Genomic DNA, 24,263 nt, shown 5'->3' with positions numbered 1-24,263 from the left:
TTTTAAAGGTGCATTTGATGTGAATATTTTATTCGATAAAATTCATGCTGGACTCCTCTTTTATTGACCTCTGACAACACCATGCGACTGACCCAATGGACGGACTACACCCTGCGTGTGTTGATGTACTGCGCCGCCACCGAGGGGCGTGACCATCCGGTCACCATCAGTGAAGTGGCAGAGAGCTACAGCATTTCGCGCAGCCACCTGACCAAGATCGTGCAGGAACTGGCCGCCCAGGGCCTGCTGGAGACGACGCGCGGGCGCGGCGGCGGCATGCGGCTCATGAAGCCCGCGCACGAGATCAATGTGGGCGCCGTGGTGCGCGCCACCGAGACCGACTTCCACCTGGTCGAATGCTTCGACCCCCTGAGCAACCAGTGCCGCCTGAGCAGCCACTGCCGCCTGCAAGGCATCCTCGGCGAGGCGATGCAGAGCTTTTTCACGGTGCTCGACCGGGTCACGCTGGCCGACCTGCTGGCGCAGCCGTCGGCCACCGCCACGGTGGCGCTGCCGCGCAGCCTGCGGCAGGTGCCAGGACTGCCCGATCTGGTGTGAGCGCGCTCTGAGCAGAGCTGCAATATTCAAGCCAAAACAGCCTCTAGCCCAATGCCAGAAAGCGCTGGCAGCTATCAAAAAAATCTCTAAGCCGGCGCTGCCGACCGCCAGCGCGGCACCGTCTGGGCCCACCACATCCGCAGCTGCATCGACCAGCCGGGCGTGTAGCCCACGGTGGCAGAGCGCACCTGGCCCGCGGCGTCGATGACCACGAAAGCCGGCACCGCCGGCACGCCCCAGGCGCGCGCGATCTGGGCCTGCGGATCGACGGCGGTGGGCCAGGCCATGCCGCGCTGGCGCTGCACCTGGGCCACGCGCGCCGCATCGCCCGACTGCATGGCCACGCCCAGCACGGGCCAGTCCTGCGCCAGCTGCGCGATGGCGGGCTCCTCGATGCGGCACACGGGGCACCACTCGGCCCAGAAGTGCAGCGCGACGGCCTGGCCGGGGTGGCGCGCGCGCCACTGGGCCAGCGTGGTCTCGCCCGTCGGCGACAGGGCCACGGCAAAGTCGGGCGCCGGTCCCTGGGGCAGGTCGCGCGTGCGCCAGGCATCCACGGCCGCCACCACCACGAGCGCCACGGCCAGCGTGACCAGGTGCTGCTTCCATCGCGTGCGCAGCGCCTGGCCGGCGCGCCGCAGCGCGCGCCCTGTGGCCTGTGCGGCCCGTTTCACGCGCGCTTGCAAAGCCATGGGGCGGCTCAGCGCAGCACTTCGAGCAGCCGGTCCAGGCCGCCCTCGTTGATGGCCACCTGCGCCTGCGTGCGCACCTTGGGCTTGGCGTGGTAGGCCACCGACAGGCCGGACGCGCCCATCATGGGCAGGTCGTTGGCGCCGTCGCCCACGGCAATGGTCTGGTGCGCGCCAATGCCCATCAGCGAGGCCACTTCCAGCAGCGTGCGGCGCTTCTCGGCGCCGTCGCAGATGTCGCCCCAGCATTGGTCGATCATGCGACCGGTGAGCGCGCCGTGCTCGATTTCGAGCTGGTTGGAGCGCGCGAAGTCGATGCCCAGGCCGGCCTTGACGCGGTCGGCAAAGAACGTGAATCCGCCCGACACCAGCAGCGTCTTGAGGCCGGCCGCGCGGGCCGCGCCGATGAGCGCCTGGGCGCCGGGGTTGAAGCGCAGCCGCTCGTGGAACACGGCTTCGAGGTGCGCGACCGGCACGCCCTTGAGCAGCGCCACGCGCTGGCGCAGGCTTTCCTTGAAGTCGGTGATCACGCCCTGCATGGCGGCCTCGGTGATGGCCGCCACCTCGGCCTTGCGGCCGGCGGCGTCGGCGATCTCGTCCACGCACTCGATGTTGATGAGCGTCGAGTCCATGTCGAAGGCAATCAGCTTGAAGTCGCTGAGCTGGGGAGCGGGCGTGGCGAGGCCTTGGACAACGAGGCCGGGGGCGTATTCAGTGGCTTGCATGGGATGTGTGACTCTGTTTTTGATAGCTGTTGGCGCTTTGTGGACAAGCGCTGGAGGCCGATTGGACTATAAAAATGGTGCCGGGTGCGGCGCCCGGCGATTTCAGGGCGGTCCGTGCAGGTACAGCTTGTCCGACCAGGTGGCCAGCCATTCGGGCCTGAAGGCGACGAACACGGCGCACAGCATGCCGGTGACGATGCCGTCGCCCCAGGCCATGAGCCAGCGTGCGACCAGCGACAGCTCCGAGCCCACGCCGGGCAGCGGCTGGCTCGACCACTGCGCCAGCACGCCCGCGGCGAACACGCAGGCCGCAGTGCCGATGAAGGCGCGCCCGAGCACGTAGACGAACAGGTGCTCGCCCGTCAGGCGCCGCACCAGCGCGCCCAGCAGCAGCGCCAGCGTGCCGGGCACCACCCCCTGCCACACGGCGGTGAGGAGCGCCTGCTCCCAGCCCATCGGCGAGAGCAGCCAGGCGATCGCGCCCACGGCCAGCAGCACCGGCATGGCCAGCGGCCAGCCCAGCATCAGCACCACCAGGCAGGCGCCCGACCACTGCAGCTGCAGCGGCATGGCGTGCAGCGCGGGCAGCGCCCACAGCCAGGGCAGCAGCACCAGCGTGGCCAGCAGCGGCGTCAGGAGCGGCGGCGCGCGGCGGCCGCCGTCGGCGCCCTGGCGGCTGGCCAGCAGGCGCCAGGGCCGGGTGCTGAGCGCCGCGGCAAGTGCCAAGCTGGCCAGGGCGGCTTCGAGCAGCATGGTGGTTCAGGCCGCCAGCGGCTGCGGCACCAGGGGCTGGCCCAGGCTGCGCAGCACGTCGCGCACCATTTGCGCCCGCGCCTTCGGGTCGGGCAGGTCGCGCTCGATGCGCAGCTTCTCGTTGCCCGCGAGCTTGATGTGCCGGTTCTTCTGGATCAGCTCGATGATGCGCATCGGGTCCACCGGCGGCTGGGGCCTGAAGGTGATGTGGGTCACGCCTGGCGCGGCGTCCACCTTGATGACGCCGTAGGGCGTTGACAGCACGCGCAGGCGGTGCACGTCGATCAGCGTCTGCGCTTGGGCGGGGAGCTTGCCGAAGCGGTCGACGATTTCTTCGAGCAGCGCGTCGATCTGCTCGGGCGTGCGCGCGGTGGCGAGCTTTTTGTAGAACGACAGGCGCAGGTGCACGTCGCCGCAGTAGTCGTCGGGCAGCAGGGCCGGGGCGTGCAGGTTGATGTCGGTGGTGACCGACAGGGGCGCGAGCAGGTCGGGCTCGTGGCCGGCCTTGAGGCAGCGCACGGCCTCGGACAGCATCTCGTTGTAGAGCTGGAAGCCGATCTCCATCATGTTGCCGCTCTGGCTCTCGCCCAGCACCTCGCCGGCGCCGCGGATCTCCAGGTCGTGCATGGCGAGGTAGAAGCCGCTGCCCAGTTCCTCCATCTGCTGGATGGCGTCCAGGCGCTGCGCGGCCTGCTTGGTCAGGCTCTCCACGTCGGGCACCATCAGATACGCATAGGCTTGGTGGTGGCTGCGGCCCACGCGGCCGCGCAGCTGGTGCAGCTGCGCCAGGCCGAACTTGTCGGCCCGGCTCATGACGATGGTGTTGGCCGTGGGCACGTCGATGCCGGTCTCGATGATGGTCGAGCACAGCAGCAGGTTGAAGCGCTGGGCGACAAAGTCGCGCATCACCTTTTCGAGCTCGCGCTCGGGCATCTGGCCGTGGGCCACGGCGATGCGCGCCTCGGGCAGGATTTCTTCGAGCTTCTGGCGCCGGTTCTCGATGGTCTCGACCTCGTTGTGCAGAAAGTACACCTGGCCGCCGCGCTTCAATTCGCGCAGCACGGCCTCGCGGATCACGCCCGTGCCTTCGCTGCGCACAAAGGTCTTGATCGCCAGGCGCCGCTGCGGCGCGGTGGCGATCACGGACAGGTCGCGCAGGCCTTCGAGCGCCATGCCCAGCGTGCGCGGAATCGGCGTCGCCGTGAGCGTGAGCACGTCCACCTCGGCGCGCAGCGCCTTCATCTGCTCCTTGTGGCGCACGCCAAAGCGGTGCTCTTCGTCGATGATGAGCAGGCCCAGGTTGTGGAACTTGGTCGATTCGCTGAGCAGCTTGTGCGTGCCGACCACGATGTCCACCGTGCCGTCGGCAATGCCGTGCAGGGCGGACGTGATTTCCTTGCCCGAGCGAAAGCGCGAGACCTCGGCCACCTTCACCGGCCACTTGCTGAAGCGGTCGACCAGCGTGCGGTAGTGCTGCTCGGCCAGCAGCGTGGTGGGCGCGAGCAGCGCCACCTGCTTGCCGCCCGTCACGGCGACGAAGGCCGCGCGCAGCGCGACCTCGGTCTTGCCAAAGCCCACGTCGCCGCAGACCAGGCGGTCCATGGGGCGCGGGCTGATCAGGTCCTGGATGACGGCGTGGATGGCGGCGTTCTGGTCGGCGGTCTCTTCGAAGCCGAAGTCGTTGGCGAACTGCTCGTAGTCCTGAGGCGAGTAGCGGAACGCGTGGCCCGCGCGCGCGGCGCGGCGCGCATAGATGTTGAGCAGCTCGGCGGCGCTGTCGCGCACCTGCTCGGCGGCGCGGCGCTTGGCCTTTTCCCACTGGCCGCTGCCGAGCTTGTGCAGCGGCGCGTCGTCGGGCGAGACGCCGGTGTAGCGGCTGATCAGCTGCAGCTGGCTCACGGGCACGTACAGCACCGCATGGCCCGCGTATTCGAGGTGCAGGAACTCTTGCGCGGCGGGCGTGCCGTCGGGGTTTTTCTCGCCCAGGTCCATGTTGACGAGCCCGCGGTAGCGGCCGATGCCGTGCGCACTGTGCACCACCGGGTCGCCCACCTGGAGCTCGGCCAGGTCCTTGATCAGCGCCTCGACATCGCTGACCTGCTCCTGTTTCTTGCGCCGGCGCGTGGTGGCGCCGGCGGCGAACAGCTCGGTCTCGGTGACGAAGTCGATGCCCTGGGCCCGCCACGAGAAGCCCTGCGCCAGCGCGCCCGTGGCAATGCCCAGCTTTTCGCTGCTGGCCGTGAATTCGGCCAGCGATTCAAAGGTCGGCGGGTGCACGCCGCCCGTGCGCAGGAAGTCGAGTAGGCTCTCGCGCCGCCCGGCGCTCTCGGCCAGCAGCAGCACGCGCTGCGGTGTCGCGCGGAGGTGCGCCTGCAGGCGCGCCAGCGGTTCGTCGGCGCCGCGCGCCACCGACAGGTCGCCCAGGGGTTGCGCCTGCGTGTCGCCCGCGGCCCCGTCGCCGCCCGCGCGCACCGACAGCTGGGCGTGCGCCTTGAGTTCGGTGTAGAACTGGTCGGCGCTCAGGAACAGCGCCTCGGGCGGCAGCACCGGGCGCTCGGGGTCGCCCTGCACCAGGCGGTAGCGGTCCTTGGTGTCCTGCCAGAAGCGCTGGAACGCGGGTTCGAGGTCGCCGTGCAGCACCACCGTGGCGTCGGGGCCGAGGTAGTCGAACACGGTGGCGGTCTCGTCGAAGAACAGCGGCAGGTAGTACTCGATGCCGGCCGTCGCCACGCCCGCGCCCATGTCCTTGTAGATGCGGCTCTTGGTCGGGTCGCCTTCGAGCAGTTCGCGCCAGCGGCTCCTGAATTTGGTGCGCGCCGCATCGTCCATCGGGAACTCGCGCCCCGGCAGCAAGCGCACCTCGGGCACGGGGTAGAGGCTGCGCTGCGTGTCGGGGTCGAAGGTGCGGATGCTGTCGATCTCGTCGTCGAACAGGTCGACGCGGTAGGGCACGGGCGAGCCCATCGGGAACAGGTCGATCAGGCCGCCGCGCACGGCATATTCGCCGGGGCTGACGACCTGCGAGACATGGCTGTAGCCGGCCAGCGTGAGCTGGGCACGGAACCTGGCCTCGTCGAGCTTCTGTTTGACCTTGAATTCAAAGGTGTAGCCCGCCAGGAAGCCGGGCGGCGCGAGCCGGTACAGCGCCGTGGTGGCGGGCACGATGACCACGTCGGCGCCGGTGTCCTTGTCTTTCTGGCTGATGCGCCACAGCGCGGCCAGGCGCTCGCTGATCAGGTCCTGGTGCGGCGAGAAGGTGTCGTAGGGCAGCGTCTCCCAGTCTGGAAACAGCGCGCAGCGCAGGCCGGGCGCGAAAAATGCCAGTTCGTCGATGAGCCGCCGCGCATCGCCCGCGTCGGCCGTGACGATGGCGGTGGTGCGCCGCGCCGCCTGCTCGCGCTCGCCCAGGCGGGCCAGCAGCAGGGCGTCGGCGCTGCCGGCGGGGCGGGGCATGGTGAAGCGTTTGCCGGGTGTGAGTTTGGGGAGGTCCATGCGCTCAAGAAGAAGGCCGCGCCACGACCCCGGCGACGCGAAACGCGCACAGGCCGGGCGAAGCGGGAAGCGCCGATTTTAGAATGCCGCCCATGACCCATCCGCTGCCGCCCCCATCGCCAACTGCCGCTCCGGGGGCATTGCCTGCCCCCGCCGGACTGTGGGCGCTGCTGCCCTGCGCCGGAACGGGCTCGCGCGCACTCGCGCCCGGTGCCGTGGCCGACCTGCCCAAGCAGTACCAGAACGTGGCCGGCCAGCCGATGGTGCTGCACACGCTGGCCGCGTTTGCCGCCGTGGCGCGGCTGCGCGGCACACTGGTCGCAGTGGCGCCGGGCGACACCTTTCTGCAGGCACACGCCAACCCCTCTTTCTTTGTGGTGGAGTGCGGCGGCGCGATGCGCGCCGAGACGGTGCTAGGCGGGCTGCGCGCCCTGCAGGAGCGCGGCGCCCGCGCGCACGACTGGGTGCTGGTGCACGATGCGGCGCGCTGCCTCGTCACACCCGAACAGATCGACGCGCTGATCGACGCCTGCGCCGGCGACAGCGTGGGCGGGCTGCTGGCGCACAAGCTGGCCGACACGCTCAAGACCGCCACGGCCGGGCCGGGCGGCATCCGCGTGGCCGCCACGGTGGACCGCAGCGACAAGTGGCTGGCGCAGACGCCGCAGATGTTCCGCCTGGGCGCGCTGCAGGCGGCCCTGGCGCACGTCGGCGCCGGCGCCACCGACGAGGCCAGCGCCATGGAGGCCATGGGACTGCACCCGCGCGTGGTGCCGGGCAGTGCGCTGAACTTCAAGGTCACCTACCCGGAGGACTTTCTGCTGGCGCAGGCCGTGCTGCTGCAACGCATGCACGGCGCCACGCTGGACCGCTTTGGCGGGGCGCGCGGCCTGGCCAGCGACGCGCCGGCCCGGACGATTTTTTGATCACTGCAAAGGTTTTTCCATGAATTTCAGGATAGGCGAAGGGTGGGACGTGCATGCGCTGGTGCCGGGGCGCAGGCTGGTCATCGGCGGGGTCGAGATCGCCCACAGCGCGGGGCTGCTGGGCCATTCGGATGCCGACGTGCTGCTGCACGCCATCACCGACGCGCTGCTGGGCGCGGCGGCGCTGGGCGACATCGGCACGCACTTCCCCGACACCGATGCGGCCTTCCGCGGGGCGGATTCGGGGGTGCTGCTGGCCGAGGCCGCGCGGCGCGTGCGTGCGCAGGGCTACGAGATCGGCAATGTCGACAGCACCGTGGTGGCGCAGGCGCCGCGCTTGGCGGCGCACATCCCGGCGATGCGCGAGCGCATTGCGTCGGCGCTGGCGCTGGCCGCGGGCCAGGTCAACGTGAAAGCCAAGACGGCCGAGCGCCTGGGGCCCGTGGGCCAGGGCCTGGCCATGGAGGCCCGGGCGGTGGTGCTGCTGTTCACCCCTTGACGGGGCGCGGCGGCAGGTTGCGCTTGACCTGCGGGCGCTGCAGGCGCTGCTGCGGGTCCATGCCCTCGGGCTGGTCGCTGGCGCGCTGCAGCTGCACGTGCGCCACCATGCCGCCCGAGGCCGAGTTGGCCAGCGCAAAAATGCCGCCCATGCGCTGGATGGTCTTGTCCACGATCGACAGGCCCAGTCCGGCGCCCGCGGCGGCCGTGCGCGCCGAGTCGCCGCGAAAGAACGGCTTGGTCAGGCTGGCCAGCTGCTCGGGCGGCACGCCCGTGCCATGGTCGCGCACCTTGAGCAGCACCCAGCCCTCGCGCCCCTTGGCGGCCACTTCCACGCGGGCCACGCCGGTGTCGGGGGTCTTGCCGTAGCGGCGCGCGTTCTCCAGCAGGTTCGACAGGATGCGCGCCAGTTCGACCTCGTCGGCCAGCACGTTGAGGTCTTCGGGCACCGACATGGTGATCTGCAGCTCGCGGTGGTCCTGCACCGCGTACACGCACGACGACACCACTCCGTGCAGGTTGACCGGCGTGAGGGTGACATGGTCGGGCCGTGCGTAGTCGAGGAACTTGTCGATGGTGGCGTCGAGCTGCACGATGTCAGCCACCATGTGCTCGCGTGCCACCTCGTCGGCCACGCTCATCTCGGTCTCCAGCCGCAGGCGCGCCAGCGGCGTGCGCAGGTCGTGCGAGATGCCGGCCAGCATCACGGCGCGGTCCTGCTCGAGCTTGGCCAGCTTTTGCGCCATGCGATTGAAGCCGATGTTGACCTCGCGGATCTCGCTGGTCACGGCCTCTTCGTCGAGCTCGCTGGCGGCAAAGTCGCCGTCGCGCACGCGGTTGGCGGCATACGAGAGCTGCTTGAGCGGGCGGTTGATCAGGCGCGCAATGATGGCAGCGCCGGCCAGCGACAGCGCGCCGGTGGTGATCAGCCAGATCAGCCAGGTCTTGCCGCTGGCGGGGCTGAAGCGCGAGCGGTCCATCAGCAACCAGTTCGGGTCGCCATTGATGGTGAAACCGACCCACAGGCCCTTCTCGCCGTTCACGCTGGCGGCCACGATCGTGCCCTGGCCCAGGCGCCGCGTCAGCTCCTCGGTCAGCCGCAGGCTGAGCGCCGAGTTGTCGAGCAGCTCAAAGCGGTCGCCCGGCTCGCGCGGCAGGATGCGCACGCCCTCCTGGTCGGCCATGGTCTTGATCAGCGACACGCGCGCGATCGCGTCCGCGTGCACCAACGCCGCGCGGCTCAGGTTCACGAGCGAGGCGATCTGCTGGGCGTTGTAGAGCGTGCGCGGCTCGAACTCGAGGGCGCGCAGTGTTTGCAGCCAGACCAGGATGCTGCCCACCAGCAGCAGGCCCAGCAGGAAGAAGGTGCGCCAAAACAGGTTCAGGCCGACGCGCGAGCGCTGCTCGCGGCGGCGCTCGGGCAACTCCAGGGGGGCGGGGCTGGTGGCTTCGTGGTCGGCGTAACGGGATGCGGTCATGGGTATTGGGTTGCGCCCCGGCGGCCGGGGCAGGCTGCCGGCGGCCGGTCTTCAGGGCCTGCGGGGCAGGCGCGTCGGTTCACTCAGTTGGCACCGTCCGGCACGAACACATAGCCCACGCCCCACACGGTCTGAATGTAGCGCGGTGCGGCCGCGTCTTCCTCGATGAGCTTGCGCAGGCGCGACACCTGCACGTCCAGGCTGCGGTCAAAAGGCTCGAACTCTCGCCCGCGCGCCAACAGCGCGAGCTTCTCGCGCGACAGCGGCTGGCGCGGGTGGCGCACCAGGGCCTTGAGCATGGCGAACTCGCCGGTGGTCAGCGGCAACTCTTCGCCGTTCTTCTGCAGCGCGCGCGTGCCCAGATCGAAGCTGAACGGGCCGAAGGTGACGAGCTCGTTCTCGCCGGAGGGCGCGCCCGGGGCTTCATGGGGCGGCCGCCGGCGCAGCACGGCGTGGATGCGCGCAAGCAGCTCGCGCGGGTTGAAGGGCTTGCCCAGGTAGTCGTCGGCGCCGACTTCGAGGCCGACGATGCGGTCCACGTCCTCGCCTTTGGCGGTCAGCATGATGATGGGCGTGCGGTCGTTGGCCGCGCGCAAGCGCCGGCAGATCGACAGGCCGTCTTCGCCGGGCATCATCAGGTCGAGCACGATCAGGTCGACCGTGTCGCGCAGCAGAATGCGGTTGAGTGCCTTCCCGTCCTCCGCCACCATGACCTCAAAACCCTCCTGGGTCAGGTAGCGGCGCAGCAGATCACGGATGCGCGCGTCGTCGTCCACCACCAAAATCTTGTCAGTGCGGTTGTTGGGAGTGCCCATGTCGTACCTCAGTCCAATTTGTAACAACGGCCATTGTTACCACTTTGGCCGACGAAAAAGGGGGTTTTCTCTCCGATATGACCAACCGTTACAAGTTTTGCCCCGGAAGACAGCACATGGAGGCACGGGGCGCACTTGCGCCAATGGCTTACAACAGAGCCCCCGAATGCGCGCTATGGTGCGCGGTTAGCCAATATCCCAGGAATCAAGAATGATGAAGAATGCTATTAGATCAATAGCTGCTTGCGCAATGCTGGCAAGTGCTGGAGCCGTTTTTTCGCAAAACATGCCGGCACCGGCGCCGCAAAACGTGGTGCAGCTGTCGGCCGCGGGCGCGGTCGATGTGCAGCAGGACCTGCTGGTGCTCACGCTCAGCACCACGCGCGACAGCAAGGATGCCGCAGCCGTGCAGTCGCAGTTGCGCCAGGCGCTGGACGCCGCGGTGCTGGAAGCGCGCCGCAGCGCCGAGCCCGGGCAGATGGACGTGCGCACCGGCACCTTCAGCCTGTACCCGCGCTACAGCCAAGCCAACCAGATCACCGGCTGGCAGGGCAGCGCCGAGCTGGTGCTCGAGGGACGCGATTTCGCGCGCATCACGGGCACGGCAGCGCGCATTTCGAGCATGGTGATCGGCCAGGTGGGCTTTGGCCTGAGCCGCGAGCAGCGCGCCAAGGTGGAGCGCGAGGCGCAGGCGCAGGCCATTGAAAACTTCAAGGCGCAGGCCGCCGACCTGACGCGCGCCTTCGGCTTTGGCGGCTTCACGCTGCGCGAGGTGGCGGTGAACAGCAACAGCTACGCACCCGGTCCGCGCCCGCGCACGATGGCCATGGAAGCCAAGTCGGCCGCCGCGGACGCACCAGTGGCCATCGAGGCCGGCAAGAGCACGGTCACGGTGAACGTGTCGGGCTCGGTGCAGATGCGCTGAGCATCTGGGTTGTGAGTGAAATGGGCCGCTAGCGCTTGCCTGTAAAGCGCTTGCAGCTATCAATAACGCAGCAATTGGTGTTATTGCGCGGCCCAGCCGCCGTCCATGTTCCAGGCCACGCCGCGCACATTGTTGGCCGCGGGCGAGCAGAAGAAGACCGCCAACTCGCCCAGCTCCTCCGGCGTGGTGAACTGCATAGACGGCTCTTTTTCGCCCAGCAGCAGCTTCTTGGCCTCTTCGTTCGACACGCCACGTTCGGCCGCCTTGGCGTCCACCTGCTTTTGCACCAGCGGCGTCAGCACCCAGCCGGGGCAGATCGCGTTGCAGGTGATGCCGGTGGTGGCGTTCTCAAGTGCGGTGACCTTGGTCAGCCCGACGATGCCGTGCTTGGCCGCCACATAGGCCGACTTCTGTGCCGACGCCACCAGGCCGTGCACCGAAGCCACGTTGATGATGCGCCCCCAGTTGGCCGCCTGCATGGCGGGCAGCGCCAGGCGCGTGGTGTGGAAGGCGCTCGTCAGGTTGATGGCGATGATGGCGTCCCAGCGCTCGACCGGAAAGTCCTCGATGCTGGCCACGTGCTGGATGCCTGCGTTGTTGACCAGGATGTCGACCGGACCGAACTGCGAGGCGCTGTACTTGAGCATGTCCTCGATATCGGCCGCGCGCGACATGTCGGCGCCGTGGTAGGCCACTTGCGCCCCGCTGGCCTGGCCCGCGGCGAGCACCTCGGCGCGCGGCGTATCGACATCGCCAAAACCGTTGAGCACGATGTTGGCGCCCTGGCGCGCCAGGGCCTTGGCGATCCCTAGGCCGATGCCGCTGGTGGAGCCGGTGACGAGGGCTGTTTTGCCTTTGAGCATGGACGTTTCTCCGAATGAATTACGATGCAACGCAGCAATTATCGAGCCACGACCCCGGAGCCTGCACCCATGATTGAACCTAGGCTGAACTACGTATCCTGCCCAGGCCCTGCAGCTGCTTCTCCAGAAGGATCGGCGCCGGGACACGGGCACCGCATGGCCTACTGGGAGTGGAACGCGACCGGCAACCCGCAGCACCCGCATGTGGTGGTCTGCGCGCATGGCCTCTCGCGCCAGGGACGCGATTTCGACACCCTGGCGCGCGCGCTGTGCCCGCACGTGCGCGTGGTCTGCCCCGATGTGGTGGGACGCGGGCGCAGCGACTGGCTGGCCGACCCGCTGGGCTACCAGATTCCGCTGTACGCCGCCGACATGCTGGTCTTGCTGGCGCACCTGCACCAGGGCGCGCCGCTGCAGACGCTCGACTGGGTGGGCACCAGCATGGGCGGCCTCATCGGCCTGGTGCTGTGCGGCCAGCCCGGCCTGCCGCTGCCGGTGCCGGTGCGCCGCCTGGTGCTCAACGATGTCGGCCCGGCCATCGAGTGGCAGGCCATCGAGCGCATCGGCCGGTACCTGGGCCAGGCACCGCGCTTTGGCACGCTGCGGCAGGCCGCCGACGCGATGTGGGAGCTCTCGCGCGGCTTTGGTCCGCACACGCCGCAGCAGTGGCTGGAGCTGTCGCGGCACATGGTGCGGCCCCTGCCGGACGGCGGACTCACGCTGCACTACGACCCGGCGATTGCCGTGCCCTACCGCGCAATGGCCCGCGAGGCGGCCGGCGCGGGCGAGGCGCAGCTGTGGCAGCTCTATGACCAGATCCAGGCGCGCACCCTGGTGTTGCGCGGCGCGCAGTCCGATCTGCTGTCGCCGCAGACGACGCGGGCCATGGGCGAGCGCGGGCCCCGCGCACCCACGGTCGAGTTCGCGGGCGTCGGCCATGCGCCCACGCTGGTGGCACCAGACCAGGTGGCCGTGGTGCAGTCCTTTCTGCTGGGCGAAGGGGAGGGGGGCGCATGAAAAGCACGCCGGACACGCCCCACGGCGCCGAAGCCGTGCCCAGCCTGATCGCCGCCACCGCGCACGCCCTGCCCGAGCAGCGCGATGCGCTGGCGCGCGCGCGCGCCTTCGCCGAGCCCCTCATTGCCGGCGAAGAGCTGTCGACGGGCGAGAACACGCTGGCCCATGCTGAGGCGGTGGCCGCCATCCTCAAGGCCATTGGCGGATCGGAGGCGATGCAGGCCGCCAGCTACCTGGTCCATGCCTGCGTCCACCTGAACAAGCCCGAGGAGGTGATCGCCAAGGCGTTCGGCCCCAATTTCGCGGCGCTGGCGGTGGAGACCACCAAGCTGATGCGTGTACAGGAGCAGGCGCGCGGGGTGCAGTCGTCGGCGCAGCTGGTGGACGATCCGGCCGTGCAGACCGAGAACGTGCGCAAGATGCTGCTGGCGTTTTCGCGCGACCTGCGCGTGGTGATGCTGCGCCTGGCCTCGCGCCTGCAGACGCTGCGCTTCTATGCCGCCAGCAAGCGGCCGGTCTCGCCCGCCATGGCGCGCGAGGCGCTGCAGGTGTTCGCCCCCCTGGCCAACCGGCTGGGCATCTGGCAGATCAAGTGGGAGCTGGAGGACCTGGCCTTCCGCTTCCTCGAGCCCGAGACCTACAAGGAGGTGGCGCGCCTGCTGCACGAAAAGCGTGCCGGCCGTGAGGTCTACATGGAGCAGCTGCGCGCGCGCGTGGAGGCCGAGCTGCGCGCCCGCAGCATCAGCGCCAACGTGCAGGGGCGGCCCAAGCACATCTACAGCATCGTCAAGAAGATGCGCGGCAAGGGGCTCGATTTCGACCAGGTGTTCGACATCCACGCGCTGCGCGTGGTCGTGCCCAACGTCAAGGACTGCTATGCGGCCCTGAGCTGGGTGCACGAGCAGTTCCAGCCCATCGTCGAGGAATTCGACGACTACATCGCCAAGCCCAAGCCCAACGGCTACCAGTCGCTGCACACGGTGGTGCGCGATGAGGCGGGCAAAGCGATCGAGATCCAGATCCGGACCCAGGCCATGCACGACCATGCCGAGCACGGCGTGGCCGCGCACTGGGCCTACAAGGAGGCGGGCAGCAAGGGCTATGCGGGCGTTTCCGCCAGCGGCGACTACGACGCCAAGATCGCCGTGCTGCGCCAGCTGCTGGCCTGGGAGCGCGACCTGTCCGGCGCGCCGCAGCAACGCGGCCTGTTCGAGGACCGCATCTATGTGCTCACGCCCGACGCCGCCATCGTCGAGTTGCCGCAGGGCGCGACGCCGGTGGACTTCGCCTACGCCGTGCACACCAGCGTGGGCCACCGCTGCCGCGGCGCGCGCGTCGATGGCGCCATGGTGCCGCTGAACACGCCGCTGCAGAACGGCCAGACGGTCGAGGTCACGACGGTCAAGGAGGGCGGGCCGTCGCGCGACTGGCTCAATGCCGATCTGGGCTACCTCAACAGCCACCGCGCCCGCGCCAAGGCGCGGGCCTGGTTCAACGCGCGTGCGCTCCATGAAACCATTGCGCGCGGACGCGAAGCGGTCGAAAAGCTCCTGCAGCGAGAAGGCAAGACGGCCATGCGCCTCGAAGACCTGGCGGGCCAGCTGGGGTTCAAGTCCGCCGACGCGCTGTTCGAGGTGGTGGGCAAGGACGAGTTTTCGCTGCGCAACATCGAAACCCTGCTGCGCCCGCCCGAGCCGGTGCTGCAGCCCGACGACTACCTGCTGCTCAAGAAAGCGCGCAATACCGAAAAAACCCCCAAGGGCGGGGTGCTGGTCGTGGGGGTCGATTCCCTGCTCACCCAGCTGGCCAAGTGCTGCAAGCCGGCGCCGCCGGACGAGATCGGCGGCTTCGTCACGCGCGGCCAGGGCGTAAGCGTGCACCGTGCCGACTGCAGCAACTTCCGCGAGATGGCTGCGCGCAGCCCCGAGCGGCTGATCGGCGTGGCCTGGGGGGCGGCGAAGGCCGAAGCGGCCACGGCATCGGTGTACCCGGTGGACGTGGCGATCGAGGCGGCGGACCGCCAAGGCCTGCTGCGCGACATCTCGGAGGTGTTCTCCAAGGAAAAGATGAACGTCATCGGCGTGCAGACCCAGTCCGTCAAAGGTACGGCCTGGATGACGTTCACGGTGGAAGTGGCGCATTCGGGGCGGCTGGGCAAGGTGCTCGGCACCGTGGCGGCGGTGCAGGGCGTGCGCTGGGCACGGCGGCGCTGACGTGTTTCCGGCAATTTGGCGCGTTTGGCAAAAAGCCCGGTTTTTTGCTGCTACAATTTCGCTTCTGTAATAAATACAGGCGCGTAGCTCAGCTGGTTAGAGCACCACCTTGACATGGTGGGGGTCGTTGGTTCGATTCCAATCGCGCCTACCAGAAATGGTAATGAAACAAGGACTTAGGTGAATACCTAAGTCCTTTTTTCTTGCCCGGGGAGTTGTTGCAGCGCCCCGCGCACCGGGCTGCGCCTCAGGGTAATCCTGCGCGGGGGCCGCAAGGGCGGGGCCTAGAATCTGTTGCAGTGCAATACATGGGCCAGACCGCCCGAGGAACTTCCGCCGTGCCAGACCCCAAACCCCCGCCTGCCGCCAAGACCGCACAGCGCGTCATCAAGAAGTATCCGAACCGCCGGCTGTACGACACGGACACCTCGGCCTACATCACGCTCGCCGAGGTCAAGCAGCTGGTCATGGCCAACCAGAGCATCGTGGTGCGCGACGCCAAGACGGGCGAGGACATCACGCGCAGCATCCTGTTGCAAATCATCCTCGAGGAAGAGGCCGGTGGCGCGCCGATGTTCACCGAGGCCGTGCTGGCCAACATCATTCGCTTCTACGGCCACGCCATGCAGGGCTTCATGGGCAGCTACCTGGAAAAGAACGTGCAGGTGTTCACCGACATGCAGGCCAAGCTGGCCGAGCAGTCGCAGGGCCTGACGCCCGAAATGTGGGCCCAGTTCATGAGTGCGCAGTCGCCCATGGTGCAGGGCCTGATGGGCAATTACGCCGAGCAGTCGCGCGGCATGTTCGCGCAAATGCAGGAGCAGATGCAGAAGCAGACCGAGCAGATGCTGGGCGTTCTGGGCCTCAAGCGCTGACCCTGCGCCGCCGGCCCCATTTCAATACTGGGACAATGCGGGGATGATTGAAGCCCCATCCCCCACCAAAATACCCAAGGTCGGGTTTGTGAGCCTTGGCTGCCCCAAGGCCCTCACGGACTCCGAACTGATCCTCACGCAGCTCAGCGCCGAGGGCTACCAGACCTCCAAGACCTTCGAGGGTGCGGACCTGGTCATCGTCAACACCTGCGGCTTCATCGACGACGCCGTGCGCGAGAGCCTCGACACCATTGGCGAAGCGCTGGCCGAGAACGGCAAGGTCATCGTGACAGGCTGCCTGGGTGCGCGCGCGGGCGAGGGCGGCGGCAACATGGTCAAGCAGATGCACCCCAGCGTGCTTGCCGTGACCGGCCCGCATGCCACGCAAGAGGTCATGGACGCCGTGCACCTGAACCTGCCCAAGCCGCACGATCCGTTCACCGACCTGGTGCCGGGCGCCTTCGGCGTGGCCGGCATCAAGCTCACGCCCCGGCACTACGCCTACCTGAAGATCAGCGAAGGCTGCAACCACCGCTGCACCTTCTGCATCATCCCGTCGATGCGTGGCGACCTCGTGTCGCGCCCGGTCGGCGATGTGCTGTCCGAAGCCAAGGCGCTGTTCGAAGGCGGCGTCAAAGAACTGCTGGTGATCAGCCAGGACACCTCGGCCTATGGCGTCGACGTGAAATACCGCACCGGCTTCTGGGACGGCAAGCCGGTCAAGACGCGCATGCTCGAACTCGTGCAGACGCTGGGCGAGATCGCCGCGCAGTACGGCGCCTGGGTGCGCCTGCACTACGTCTACCCGTACCCGAGCGTGGACGAGGTGATCCCGCTGATGGCCCAGGGCCTGGTGCTGCCCTACCTCGATGTGCCGTTCCAGCACAGCCACCCCGATGTCTTGCGGCGCATGAAGCGCCCGGCCAGCGGCGAAAAGAACCTCGAGCGCATCCAGCGCTGGCGCGAGGCCTGCCCCGACATCGTGATCCGCAGCACCTTCATCGCCGGTTTTCCGGGCGAGACCGAGGAAGAGTTCGAGCACCTGCTCGGCTTCCTGCGCGAGGCGCAGATCGACCGCGCCGGCTGCTTTGCCTACAGCGACGTGAGCGGCGCCGCGGCCAATGAATTGCCCGGCATGCTGCCCCTGGAGTTGCGCGAGGAGCGCCGCGCGCGTTTCATGGCCGTGGCCGAAGAGGTGTCGATCGCCAAACTGCAGCGCCGCGTCGGCGCCACCATGCAGGTGCTGGTCGATTCGGCCCCCGGTCTGGGCCGCAAGGGCGGCGTGGGCCGGTCTTATGCCGATGCGCCCGAGATTGACGGCACGGTGCAGCTGCTGCCGCCCGAGAAGATCAGCAAGACGCTAAAGGCCGGCGAGTTCACCAAGGCGCGCATCGTGGGCGTGCGCGGCCACGACCTGGTGGCGCAGCCTATCTAAGTTCCGGGGTTGGGCGGCCGCTGCCTCAGCAGGGCAGCGGGCATTGCCTAGACGCACGCCGGTTTGGGCACCCAGGGCGCGCATGCCGCCTTTGCGGCAAGCGCGCTACGGCGCGGCGCGCTGCTGAAAAATGAGGTAAAAATGCCATCAAACGCTTGCTGGTATTGCGCTGTGAGCTATTGAAAAAAAAGCGTCAGAGGCGCATCGCCGCACTGCGTTTCACCCCAGCGTCACCATCACCGGCGCGTGGTCGCTGGGCTGCGGGTTCTTGCGCGGTGCGCGGTCGATGGTGCAGGCGGTCACGGCGCCGCGCAGGGCCTCGCTGACCAGGATGTGGTCGATGCGCAGGCCCCGGTTCTTCTGAAAGCCGAGCATGCGGTAGTCCCACCACGAGTAGCTTTTTTCGGGCTGCTCGAACAGGCGGTAGGCGTCCGTCAGGCCCAGCGCCAGCAGCGCCTGGAAGTGCGCGCGCTCTTCGTCGGTGTGGTGGATGGTGCCGCGCAGGCCCTCGGGATCGAACGAGTCCCGGTCCTCGGGCGCCACGTTGAAGTCGCCCAGCAGCACCAGCCGCGGGTGCTGTGCGATCTCGCTGCGCAGCCAGTCGTGCAGCGCCTGCAGCCACAGCATCTTGTAGGCGAACTTGTCGGTGCCCGGCGCCTGGCCGTTGACAAAGTAGCAGTTCACCAGCCGCACGGGGCCACTCGCGCTGTCCACCGTGGCGGCCAGCACGCGCGCCTGCGCGTCACCGTGCCCGGGAATGTTGCGCACCACGTCGCGCAGCGGGCTGCGCGCCAGCAGGGCCACGCCGTTGTAGGTCTTCTGGCCGAAGGCGACAGCGTGGTAGCCGGCGTCCTGCAGCGCGGCGAACGGAAATTTGTCGTCGGTGAGCTTGAGCTCCTGCAGGCCCAGCGCGTCCACCGGGTGTGCGGCCAGCCAGTCCAACACCTGGGGCAGGCGCACGGTGAGGGAGTTGATGTTCCAGGTGGCGATTTTCATGGCAAGGCAGGGCAGTTCTGGGAGGGCGTCGGCCCGGTGGAAAGGACTCCGGGCCGCCGCGCCGGGCAGCCCGCAGCGTTCGATGTTAGCGGTCTTGTGGGCCAGCACCGCGCGTGGGGCTGCTCCGCCAGAGGGGCGGCACCCCTGCGGCGCAGGGATCTGCCGCAGGCAGGCGTCGCTGTGCGCAAAAAGCGTTATTACCTTGCGTATACTTCGGTCCAGTTTCCGCTTCGAGGCGTCCCGATGACATATCGCCCTGTGAAAAATGCCCTGGCCGCATGCGGGATGGCTGCGCTGGCCGGCACGGCCCTGGCGGCCGACCTGACGGTGTCGGCTGCCGCCAGCCTGACCAATGCCTTCAAGGACATTGCGCAGGGCTACGAGGCGCAGCACCCCGGCACCAAGGTGCGGCTCAACTTTGGCGCATCGGGCGCCTTGCTGCAGCAAATCGCCAAGGGCGCGCCGGTCGATGTGTTCGCCTCGGCCGACCAGGAAACCATGGACGCCGCACAGAAGCAGGGCTTGGTGGCCGCTGCCGACCGCAAGGACTTTGTGCGCAACCGGCTGGTGGTGATCGTGCCGGCGGACGCCAAAACCGTGCCCACCCGGCTGGGCGACCTGGCCCAGCCGGGCTTTGCGCGCGTGGCCATTGCCAACCCGGCCAGCGTGCCGGTCGGCCGTTATGCGCAAACGGCGCTGCAGGCCGCCCGGCTGTGGCCCGCCCTGCAGGCCAAGGCGATCCCCACGCAAAACGTGCGCCAGTCGCTCGATTACGTGGCGCGCGGCGAGGTCGATGCCGGCTTTGTCTACGCGACCGATGCTGCCCTCATGAAAGACAAGGTCAAGGTCGCGTTTGAGGTGCCGCTGGACACCGCCATCCTCTACCCGATCGCCAAGACCGCGGCCAGCGGCAACGCCGCCGCGGCCACGTCGTTCATCGACTACCTGGCCACGCCGGCCGCGCAGGGCATCCTGGCCCGGTACGGCTTTGCCAAACCCTGAGGTGGCTGTGCGCAGCCGCTGCAACGGAGCCTGAGGCATGGACATCGCCTGGTCGGCGCTGAGCTTGTCGCTGCAGGTGGCGGGCTGGGCGACGGCGCTCAACCTGGTGCTGGGCATTGGCGTGGGCTACCTGCTGGCGCGCGCGCGCTTTCCGGGGCGCGACCTGCTCGATACCTTTTTGACGCTGCCCATGGTGATGCCGCCCACCGTGCTGGGCTACTACCTGCTGGTGCTGCTGGGGCGCAATGGCTGGGTGGGCAAATGGCTGCAGGACACCTGGGGCATCAACCTGATCTTCACGCTCCAGGGCGCGGTGATCGCCGCCACCATCGTGGCGTTTCCGCTGGTGTTCAAGCCGGCGCGCGCAGCGTTCGAGGCGATCGACCGCCAGATGGAGGAGGCCGGGCGCGTGCTCGGCATTTCCGAAGTCGGCATCTTTCTGCGCATCACGCTGCCGCTGGCCTGGCGCGGCATTCTGGCCGGCGTGCTGCTGGCGTTTGCGCGCGCCTTGGGCGAGTTCGGCGCCACGCTGATGGTGGCGGGCAGCATTCCGGGCAAGACGCAGACCCTGTCGATTGCCGTCTACGAGGCGGTGCAGGCCGGGCAGGATGCCGTCGCCAACACGCTGGTGCTGATCACCTCGCTGGTCTGCATCGTGGTGCTGCTGGGGGCCGGACGCCTGGCCCCTGGGCGCGTGGCGCCCCGGTTCTGAAAGCACGCGATGCAGATCGACATCGACATCCGCAAGACGCTGCGCTCGGGAACGCGCGTGTTCCAGCTCGACGCGCGCCTGCGGGCGCAGGGCCAGCGCGTGGTGGTGGTCGGGCCGTCGGGCGCCGGCAAGAGCCAGCTGCTCAAGGCCATTGCGGGCCTCGCGCGGCCCGACAGCGGCCATGTGCGGCTCGATGGCCAGACGCTGTTCGACGCGCAGGCGGGCGTCAACCTGGCGCCGCAGGCGCGCAAGGTGGCTTACCTGTTCCAGGACTATGCGCTGTTTCCGCACCTGAGCGTGCGCCAGAACATCGCCTTCGGCCTGGCGCGCGGCTGGCGCAACCCGCGCCGCGACCACGAAAGCGCAGCCGTCGATTACTGGCTCGACGCGTTTCACCTGGACGAGGTGGCGCACCAAGCGCCGCACGAGCTCTCGGGCGGCCAGCGCCAGCGCACCGCGCTGGCCAGGGCGCTGGTGGCCCGGCCGCGCGCGCTGCTGCTGGACGAGCCGTTTGCCGCGCTCGACCCGGCCCTGCGCGCCACGCTGCGCGCCGAGCTCGACGCGCTGCAGCGGCGCCTGCAGGTGCCGATGGTGCTGATCACGCACGACCCGCAAGACGTGGCGGTGTTCGGCGAGCAGGTGCTGCACATGCGCGCGGGCGAGATCGAAGGGTTCGAGGGCGCGCCGTGCGCAAGCGTCAACGATGAAATCAGGCTCTAGCGCTGATGCACAAAGCGCTGACAGCTATGATTTTTGATATTTCCGTTACCGATGGATTCCACACCCGCCATGCCTGCCCACGACACACGCATTGAACTCGGCGGCGCCGTCTGGATGACGGTGGGCGGCGAAAACCTGGGCGGCGCCGGCCGCATTGCGCTGCTGGCGCAGATTGCCGAGTGCGGCTCCATCACGCACGCGGCCAAGGCCCTGAAGATGAGCTACAAGGCCGCCTGGGACGCCATCGACACCATGAACAACCTGGCGGGCGAGCCGCTGGTCGAGCGCGTGGCCGGCGGCAAGGGCGGCGGCGGCACGGTGCTCACGCGCCGGGGCGTGCAGCTGGTCGAGAACTTCCGCCTGATCGAGCGCGAGCACCAGCGCTTTGTCGCGCAGCTGAACTATGAGGCCGAAGGCATCGCCGACGATTTTTTGTTGCTGCGGAGGATGGCCATGAAAACCAGTGCACGCAACCACTTTGCCGGTCAGGTCACGCGCGTCCAACGCGGCGCGGTCAACGACGAGATCGAGATCGCGGTCGCGGGCGGCCACACGGTCGTGGCCACCGTCACGCACGAGAGCGCCGAGGGCCTGCGTCTTGCGGTGGGCGCGCAGGCGTTCGCGCTGGTCAAGGCCTCGTCCATCGTGGTGGTGGCGGACGCGCAGGGCGCACGCTTTTCGGCGCGCAACCAGCTCGCCGGCACAGTCGCGCGCCTGGTGCCGGGCGCGGTCCACACCGAGGTGGTGATAGCCCTGGCGGGCGGGGGCTCGGTGGCCGCGACCATCACGAACGAGAGCTGCGCGGCGCTGGGACTGGCCGAGGGCACGCCGGCCATGGCGATCTTCAAGGCCTCCAGCGTGATCGTGGGCGCGCCGGCCTGAGCGCGCTCAGCGCTGGCGCAGGTAGCGCACGAAGCTGAACGGCAGGCCGCCGGCGCTGACGTGGTCTTCGCGCGCGGCCTGCACCCACTCCGGCCCCAGCACCGGGGCATGGGCATCGCCCTCGAAGTCCTGCGCAATCTCGGTCACTTCCACGCGGTCGGCCAAGGGCAGTGCCTGGGCATAGATCTGCGCGCCGCCCATCACCCACACGGTCGCGTCTTGCTCGCACATTTGTAGCGCATCGCGCAGACTGGATGCGCGCTGTATGCCGTTTTGACTCCAGTCGTCCTGGCGCGTGATGACAATGTTGCGCCGGCCGGGCAGGGGCCGAAAGCGCTCGGGCAGCGAGTCCCACGTCTTGCGTCCCATGACGACCGGGCAGCCGCTGGTGAGGCGCTTGAAGTGCGCCAGGTCTTCGGGCAGGTGCCAGGGCATGGTGCCGTTGTGGCCGATGACGCCGTTGGCGGCGCGGGCATAGATGAGGGCGATTTCCATAGACCAGGGAGCATAACGCCCGTGGTCCAGCCGCTTGGCGCAGGGAGGCGACGGCGGCGAATCGTTGTCCATGTGCCGCCGTCAAGCACCAGGGCTCATTCGTCCTGCACCTTGTGCTGGCCCACCAGTTGCTGCTGCACCGCGGGCGGCACCGCCTCGTAGTGCGACAGGGCGAGCGCATAGCTGCCCTGGCCGGCGGTCATCGCGTTCAGCCGGCTCTGGTAGTCGGTCAGCTCCGCGATCGGCGCCTCGCCATTGACGGTGAGCTGGCCCAGCCTGTCGCTGTCGGTGCCGCTGACCACGCCGCGGCGCGACGCCAGATCGCCCGTGATGGCGCCCATCGCGCTCTCGGGCGCGGTGACCTGCATGCGCGCGATCGGCTCCAGCACCACCGGCCCGGCCTCGCGGATGGCGGCCTGGAAGGCCCTCTTGCCCGCGGTGGCGAAGGCCACCTCCTTGCTGTCCACCGAATGGTGCTTGCCGTCGTAAACGATCACGCGCACGTCCTGCACGGGATAGCCGGCGATCACGCCTTCGGTCAGTGCCTCGCGCACACCTTTTTCCACCGCCGGCATGAACTGGCCGGGAATGGTCCCGCCCTTGACCTGGTCGACGAACTCGAAGCCGGCGCCGCGCGCCAGCGGCTCGATGCGCAGGTGCACCTCGCCGAACTGGCCGGCGCCGCCGCTCTGCTTCTTGTGGCGGTACTGCGCCGCCGCGCCGTGGGTAATGGTCTCGCGGTAGGCGATGCGTGGCGGGCGCGTGTCGAGCTCGAACTTGTACACCTCGCGCAGGCGGTCCAGCAGCATGCGCAGGTGCAGCTCGCCCAGGCCGCGGGCGATGGTCTCGTTGGTGGCAGGCACATGCTCGATCAGCAGGCAAGGGTCCTCGGCCACCAGCTTGTTCATGATCTCCCACATGCGCTGCTCGTCGCCGCGCCGCTTGGGCGCAATCGCGATGCCGTGCACCGGCACGGGGAAGGGCAGGGGCCTCAGGTGGATGAGGTCGTCCTCTGCGGCGTCGTGCAGCACGGCGTCGAAATACAGCTCGTCCACCTTGCCGATGGCGCAGATGCCGCCCGGGCCACAGCTTGCCACCTCAACATGGTTCTTGCCCTGCTGCAGGTACAGGTGGCCCACCTTGAACGGCTTGCGCCCATCGCCCACGTACAGCAGCATGCCGGGCGTGATCGTGCCCTGGTGCACGCGCACAAAGCCCAGCTTGCCGACGTAGGGGTCGATGCTGACCTTGAACACATGGGCCAGCACATGGGCCGCCGCATCGGGCTTGGCGTGCATGGGCTGCGCGGCATCGCCCTCGCCCTTGAGAAAGTCGGGCGGGTTGCCTTCGGTCGGGTGGGGCAGCAGCCGGGCGATCACATCGAGCAGTTCGGCCACGCCCGCGCCCGTGCGCGCAGAGACGAAGCACACCGGGACCAGATGCCCCTCGCGCAGCGCCTGCTCCAGCGGCGCGTGCAGCTCGCCGGGGTCGATGTCGCCGTCGTTCAGATACCGGTCGACGAAGTCGGCATCGACCTCCACCACCTGCTCGACCAGGGCGCGGTGGGCATCCTGCACGGCGCCGAAATCACTGTGCCCCGCGCGGTTGTAGAAGCAATCCACCACCTTTGCCGCCCCCGCATCGGGCAGGTTGAGCGGCAGGCACTCCTTGCCAAACGCCGCCCGGATGTCGGCCAGCAAGGCGGGCAGATCGGCGCCCTCGGTGTCGATCTTGTTGACGATGATCAGCCGGTCGAGCTTGCGCTCGGCCGCGTGCTCCATCATGCGCCGCGCCATCGGCTCGACGCCGGCGGCGGCGCTGATGACGATGGCCGCCGTTTCCACCGCCTCCAGCGCCGGCAGGCTCTGGCCGATGAAGTCGGGCAGGCCGGGCGTGTCGATCAGATGGATGCGGCAGCCGCCATGCTCGGCATGCATGACCGCCGACTGCAGCGAGTGCTGGGCCTTGATCTCCAGCGGGTCATGGTCGCTCACAGTGCTGCCGCGTTCCACGCTGCCGGCCGCCCCGATGGCACCGGTGTGCTGCAGCAGCGCCTCCACCAGCGTGGTCTTGCCGGCCGCCACCGGGCCGACCAGGCAGAGGTTGCGGATGTTTTCGATGGATGGTGTGCTGGATGTAGTCATCGTTGAGTGCTCCTCGAGGGCATCCAGCTTCGCAGGTCGCTTCAACGATG

22 protein-coding genes and 1 tRNA gene are annotated in these 24,263 nt (G+C 68.6%); 13 read left to right on the top strand and 10 right to left on the bottom strand.

All coding sequences use genetic code 11. The features are described from left to right. The first annotated feature begins 81 nt into the window (after nt 1-81). The gene (locus tag B2J86_RS03050; protein ID WP_169167268.1) at nt 82-558 is read left to right on the top strand and encodes an Rrf2 family transcriptional regulator; all 477 of its coding nucleotides are present in this window, start codon (nt 82-84) and stop codon (nt 556-558) included. 86 nt (nt 559-644) lie between these two features. Here B2J86_RS03050 and B2J86_RS03045 read toward each other — a convergent pair whose 3' ends face one another. From B2J86_RS03045 to mfd, 4 genes are all read right to left on the bottom strand, one after another. Further along, the gene (locus B2J86_RS03045) at nt 645-1,250 is read right to left on the bottom strand and encodes a redoxin domain-containing protein (RefSeq protein WP_173024692.1); all 606 of its coding nucleotides are present in this window, start codon (nt 1,248-1,250) and stop codon (nt 645-647) included. An 8-nt stretch (nt 1,251-1,258) separates the two neighbouring features. Then, nucleotides 1,259-1,972, bottom strand: coding sequence for a phosphoserine phosphatase SerB (gene serB / locus B2J86_RS03040; protein ID WP_173024691.1), 714 nt, complete (start codon nt 1,970-1,972; stop codon nt 1,259-1,261). Between the two features lie 102 nt (nt 1,973-2,074). Continuing rightward, entirely contained in the window at nt 2,075-2,725 is a 651-nt protein-coding gene (locus B2J86_RS03035; RefSeq protein WP_169167265.1) for a hypothetical protein, read from the bottom strand. A gap of 6 nt (nt 2,726-2,731) precedes the next feature. Further along, on the bottom strand, nt 2,732-6,217 hold the full coding sequence (gene mfd, locus B2J86_RS03030) for a transcription-repair coupling factor (RefSeq protein WP_173024690.1): 3,486 nt from the start codon (nt 6,215-6,217) through the stop codon (nt 2,732-2,734). 92 nt (nt 6,218-6,309) lie between these two features. Between mfd and ispD the strand changes: the two genes are divergently transcribed. Together ispD and ispF are read left to right on the top strand one after the other, a co-directional pair. Beyond that, entirely contained in the window at nt 6,310-7,143 is an 834-nt protein-coding gene (gene ispD / locus B2J86_RS03025; RefSeq protein WP_173024689.1) for a 2-C-methyl-D-erythritol 4-phosphate cytidylyltransferase, read from the top strand. Nucleotides 7,144-7,162: 19 nt separating this feature from the next. Continuing rightward, nucleotides 7,163-7,642, top strand: coding sequence for a 2-C-methyl-D-erythritol 2,4-cyclodiphosphate synthase (ispF, locus tag B2J86_RS03020; RefSeq protein WP_169167262.1), 480 nt, complete (start codon nt 7,163-7,165; stop codon nt 7,640-7,642). On the opposite strand, the gene B2J86_RS03015 is transcribed toward ispF, so the two are convergent. Together B2J86_RS03015 and ompR are read right to left on the bottom strand one after the other, a co-directional pair. Then, a complete protein-coding gene (locus tag B2J86_RS03015) occupies nt 7,632-9,119 on the bottom strand; it encodes a sensor histidine kinase (protein WP_173024688.1) in 1,488 nt (495 codons plus the stop codon). The genes ispF and B2J86_RS03015 overlap by 11 nt on opposite strands. Before the next feature lie 83 nt (nt 9,120-9,202). Then, the gene (gene ompR, locus B2J86_RS03010; RefSeq protein WP_169167260.1) at nt 9,203-9,934 is read right to left on the bottom strand and encodes a two-component system response regulator OmpR; all 732 of its coding nucleotides are present in this window, start codon (nt 9,932-9,934) and stop codon (nt 9,203-9,205) included. A gap of 214 nt (nt 9,935-10,148) precedes the next feature. Between ompR and B2J86_RS03005 the strand changes: the two genes are divergently transcribed. Then, nucleotides 10,149-10,859, top strand: coding sequence for an SIMPL domain-containing protein (locus tag B2J86_RS03005; RefSeq protein ID WP_169167259.1), 711 nt, complete (start codon nt 10,149-10,151; stop codon nt 10,857-10,859). Nucleotides 10,860-10,939: 80 nt separating this feature from the next. Here B2J86_RS03005 and B2J86_RS03000 read toward each other — a convergent pair whose 3' ends face one another. Beyond that, on the bottom strand, nt 10,940-11,722 hold the full coding sequence (locus B2J86_RS03000; RefSeq protein ID WP_169167258.1) for a 3-hydroxybutyrate dehydrogenase: 783 nt from the start codon (nt 11,720-11,722) through the stop codon (nt 10,940-10,942). 69 nt (nt 11,723-11,791) lie between these two features. On the opposite strand from B2J86_RS03000, the gene B2J86_RS02995 reads away from it, so the two are divergent. The 5 genes from B2J86_RS02995 to rimO all read left to right on the top strand — a co-directional run bounded on the left by B2J86_RS02995 (nt 11,792) and on the right by rimO (nt 17,262). Then, the gene (locus B2J86_RS02995) at nt 11,792-12,739 is read left to right on the top strand and encodes an alpha/beta fold hydrolase (RefSeq protein ID WP_169167257.1); all 948 of its coding nucleotides are present in this window, start codon (nt 11,792-11,794) and stop codon (nt 12,737-12,739) included. Further along, on the top strand, nt 12,736-14,952 hold the full coding sequence (locus B2J86_RS02990) for a bifunctional (p)ppGpp synthetase/guanosine-3',5'-bis(diphosphate) 3'-pyrophosphohydrolase (protein WP_169167256.1): 2,217 nt from the start codon (nt 12,736-12,738) through the stop codon (nt 14,950-14,952). The genes B2J86_RS02995 and B2J86_RS02990 overlap by 4 nt, the downstream gene beginning before the upstream one ends. Before the next feature lie 77 nt (nt 14,953-15,029). Next, nucleotides 15,030-15,106: transfer RNA gene (locus B2J86_RS02985), tRNA-Val, on the top strand. A gap of 154 nt (nt 15,107-15,260) precedes the next feature. After that, on the top strand, nt 15,261-15,827 hold the full coding sequence (phaR, locus tag B2J86_RS02980) for a polyhydroxyalkanoate synthesis repressor PhaR (protein WP_169167255.1): 567 nt from the start codon (nt 15,261-15,263) through the stop codon (nt 15,825-15,827). A 43-nt stretch (nt 15,828-15,870) separates the two neighbouring features. Then, nucleotides 15,871-17,262 carry a 30S ribosomal protein S12 methylthiotransferase RimO gene (rimO, locus tag B2J86_RS02975; RefSeq protein WP_169167254.1) on the top strand — a complete coding sequence of 464 codons (1,392 nt, stop codon included), beginning with the start codon at nt 15,871-15,873 and terminating at the stop codon, nt 17,260-17,262. Between the two features lie 219 nt (nt 17,263-17,481). On the opposite strand, the gene xth is transcribed toward rimO, so the two are convergent. Continuing rightward, nucleotides 17,482-18,258 carry an exodeoxyribonuclease III gene (gene xth / locus B2J86_RS02970; RefSeq protein ID WP_169167253.1) on the bottom strand — a complete coding sequence of 259 codons (777 nt, stop codon included), beginning with the start codon at nt 18,256-18,258 and terminating at the stop codon, nt 17,482-17,484. 243 nt (nt 18,259-18,501) lie between these two features. Here xth and modA point away from each other — a divergent pair, with 243 nt between their 5' ends. The 4 genes from modA (at nt 18,502) to B2J86_RS02950 (ending at nt 21,574) form a co-directional block, all read left to right on the top strand. Beyond that, complete coding sequence (gene modA / locus B2J86_RS02965; RefSeq protein WP_169167252.1) at nt 18,502-19,260, top strand: molybdate ABC transporter substrate-binding protein; 759 nt, start codon at nt 18,502-18,504, stop codon at nt 19,258-19,260. Between the two features lie 37 nt (nt 19,261-19,297). After that, complete coding sequence (gene modB / locus B2J86_RS02960) at nt 19,298-19,972, top strand: molybdate ABC transporter permease subunit (protein WP_169167251.1); 675 nt, start codon at nt 19,298-19,300, stop codon at nt 19,970-19,972. A gap of 9 nt (nt 19,973-19,981) precedes the next feature. Next, nucleotides 19,982-20,692 (top strand): ATP-binding cassette domain-containing protein, encoded by a 711-nt coding sequence (locus tag B2J86_RS02955; protein ID WP_169167250.1) that lies wholly within the window; start codon nt 19,982-19,984, stop codon nt 20,690-20,692. A 69-nt stretch (nt 20,693-20,761) separates the two neighbouring features. Beyond that, the gene (locus B2J86_RS02950; RefSeq protein ID WP_169167249.1) at nt 20,762-21,574 is read left to right on the top strand and encodes a TOBE domain-containing protein; all 813 of its coding nucleotides are present in this window, start codon (nt 20,762-20,764) and stop codon (nt 21,572-21,574) included. Nucleotides 21,575-21,580: 6 nt separating this feature from the next. Here B2J86_RS02950 and B2J86_RS02945 read toward each other — a convergent pair whose 3' ends face one another. Further along, nucleotides 21,581-22,069, bottom strand: a complete 489-nt coding sequence (locus B2J86_RS02945) for a dihydrofolate reductase (RefSeq protein ID WP_169167248.1) — start codon at nt 22,067-22,069, stop codon at nt 21,581-21,583. 95 nt (nt 22,070-22,164) lie between these two features. After that, the gene (gene fusA / locus B2J86_RS02940) at nt 22,165-24,213 is read right to left on the bottom strand and encodes an elongation factor G (RefSeq protein ID WP_173024687.1); all 2,049 of its coding nucleotides are present in this window, start codon (nt 24,211-24,213) and stop codon (nt 22,165-22,167) included. Between the last annotated feature and the right edge of the window lie 50 nt (nt 24,214-24,263).

The organism is Acidovorax sp. SRB_14 (assembly GCF_012932145.1).
Taxonomy (GTDB): domain Bacteria; phylum Pseudomonadota; class Gammaproteobacteria; order Burkholderiales; family Burkholderiaceae_C; genus Simplicispira.
The sequence above is the reverse complement of the archived record's forward strand: the minus strand, read 5'-3'. Positions and strand labels throughout refer to the sequence as shown.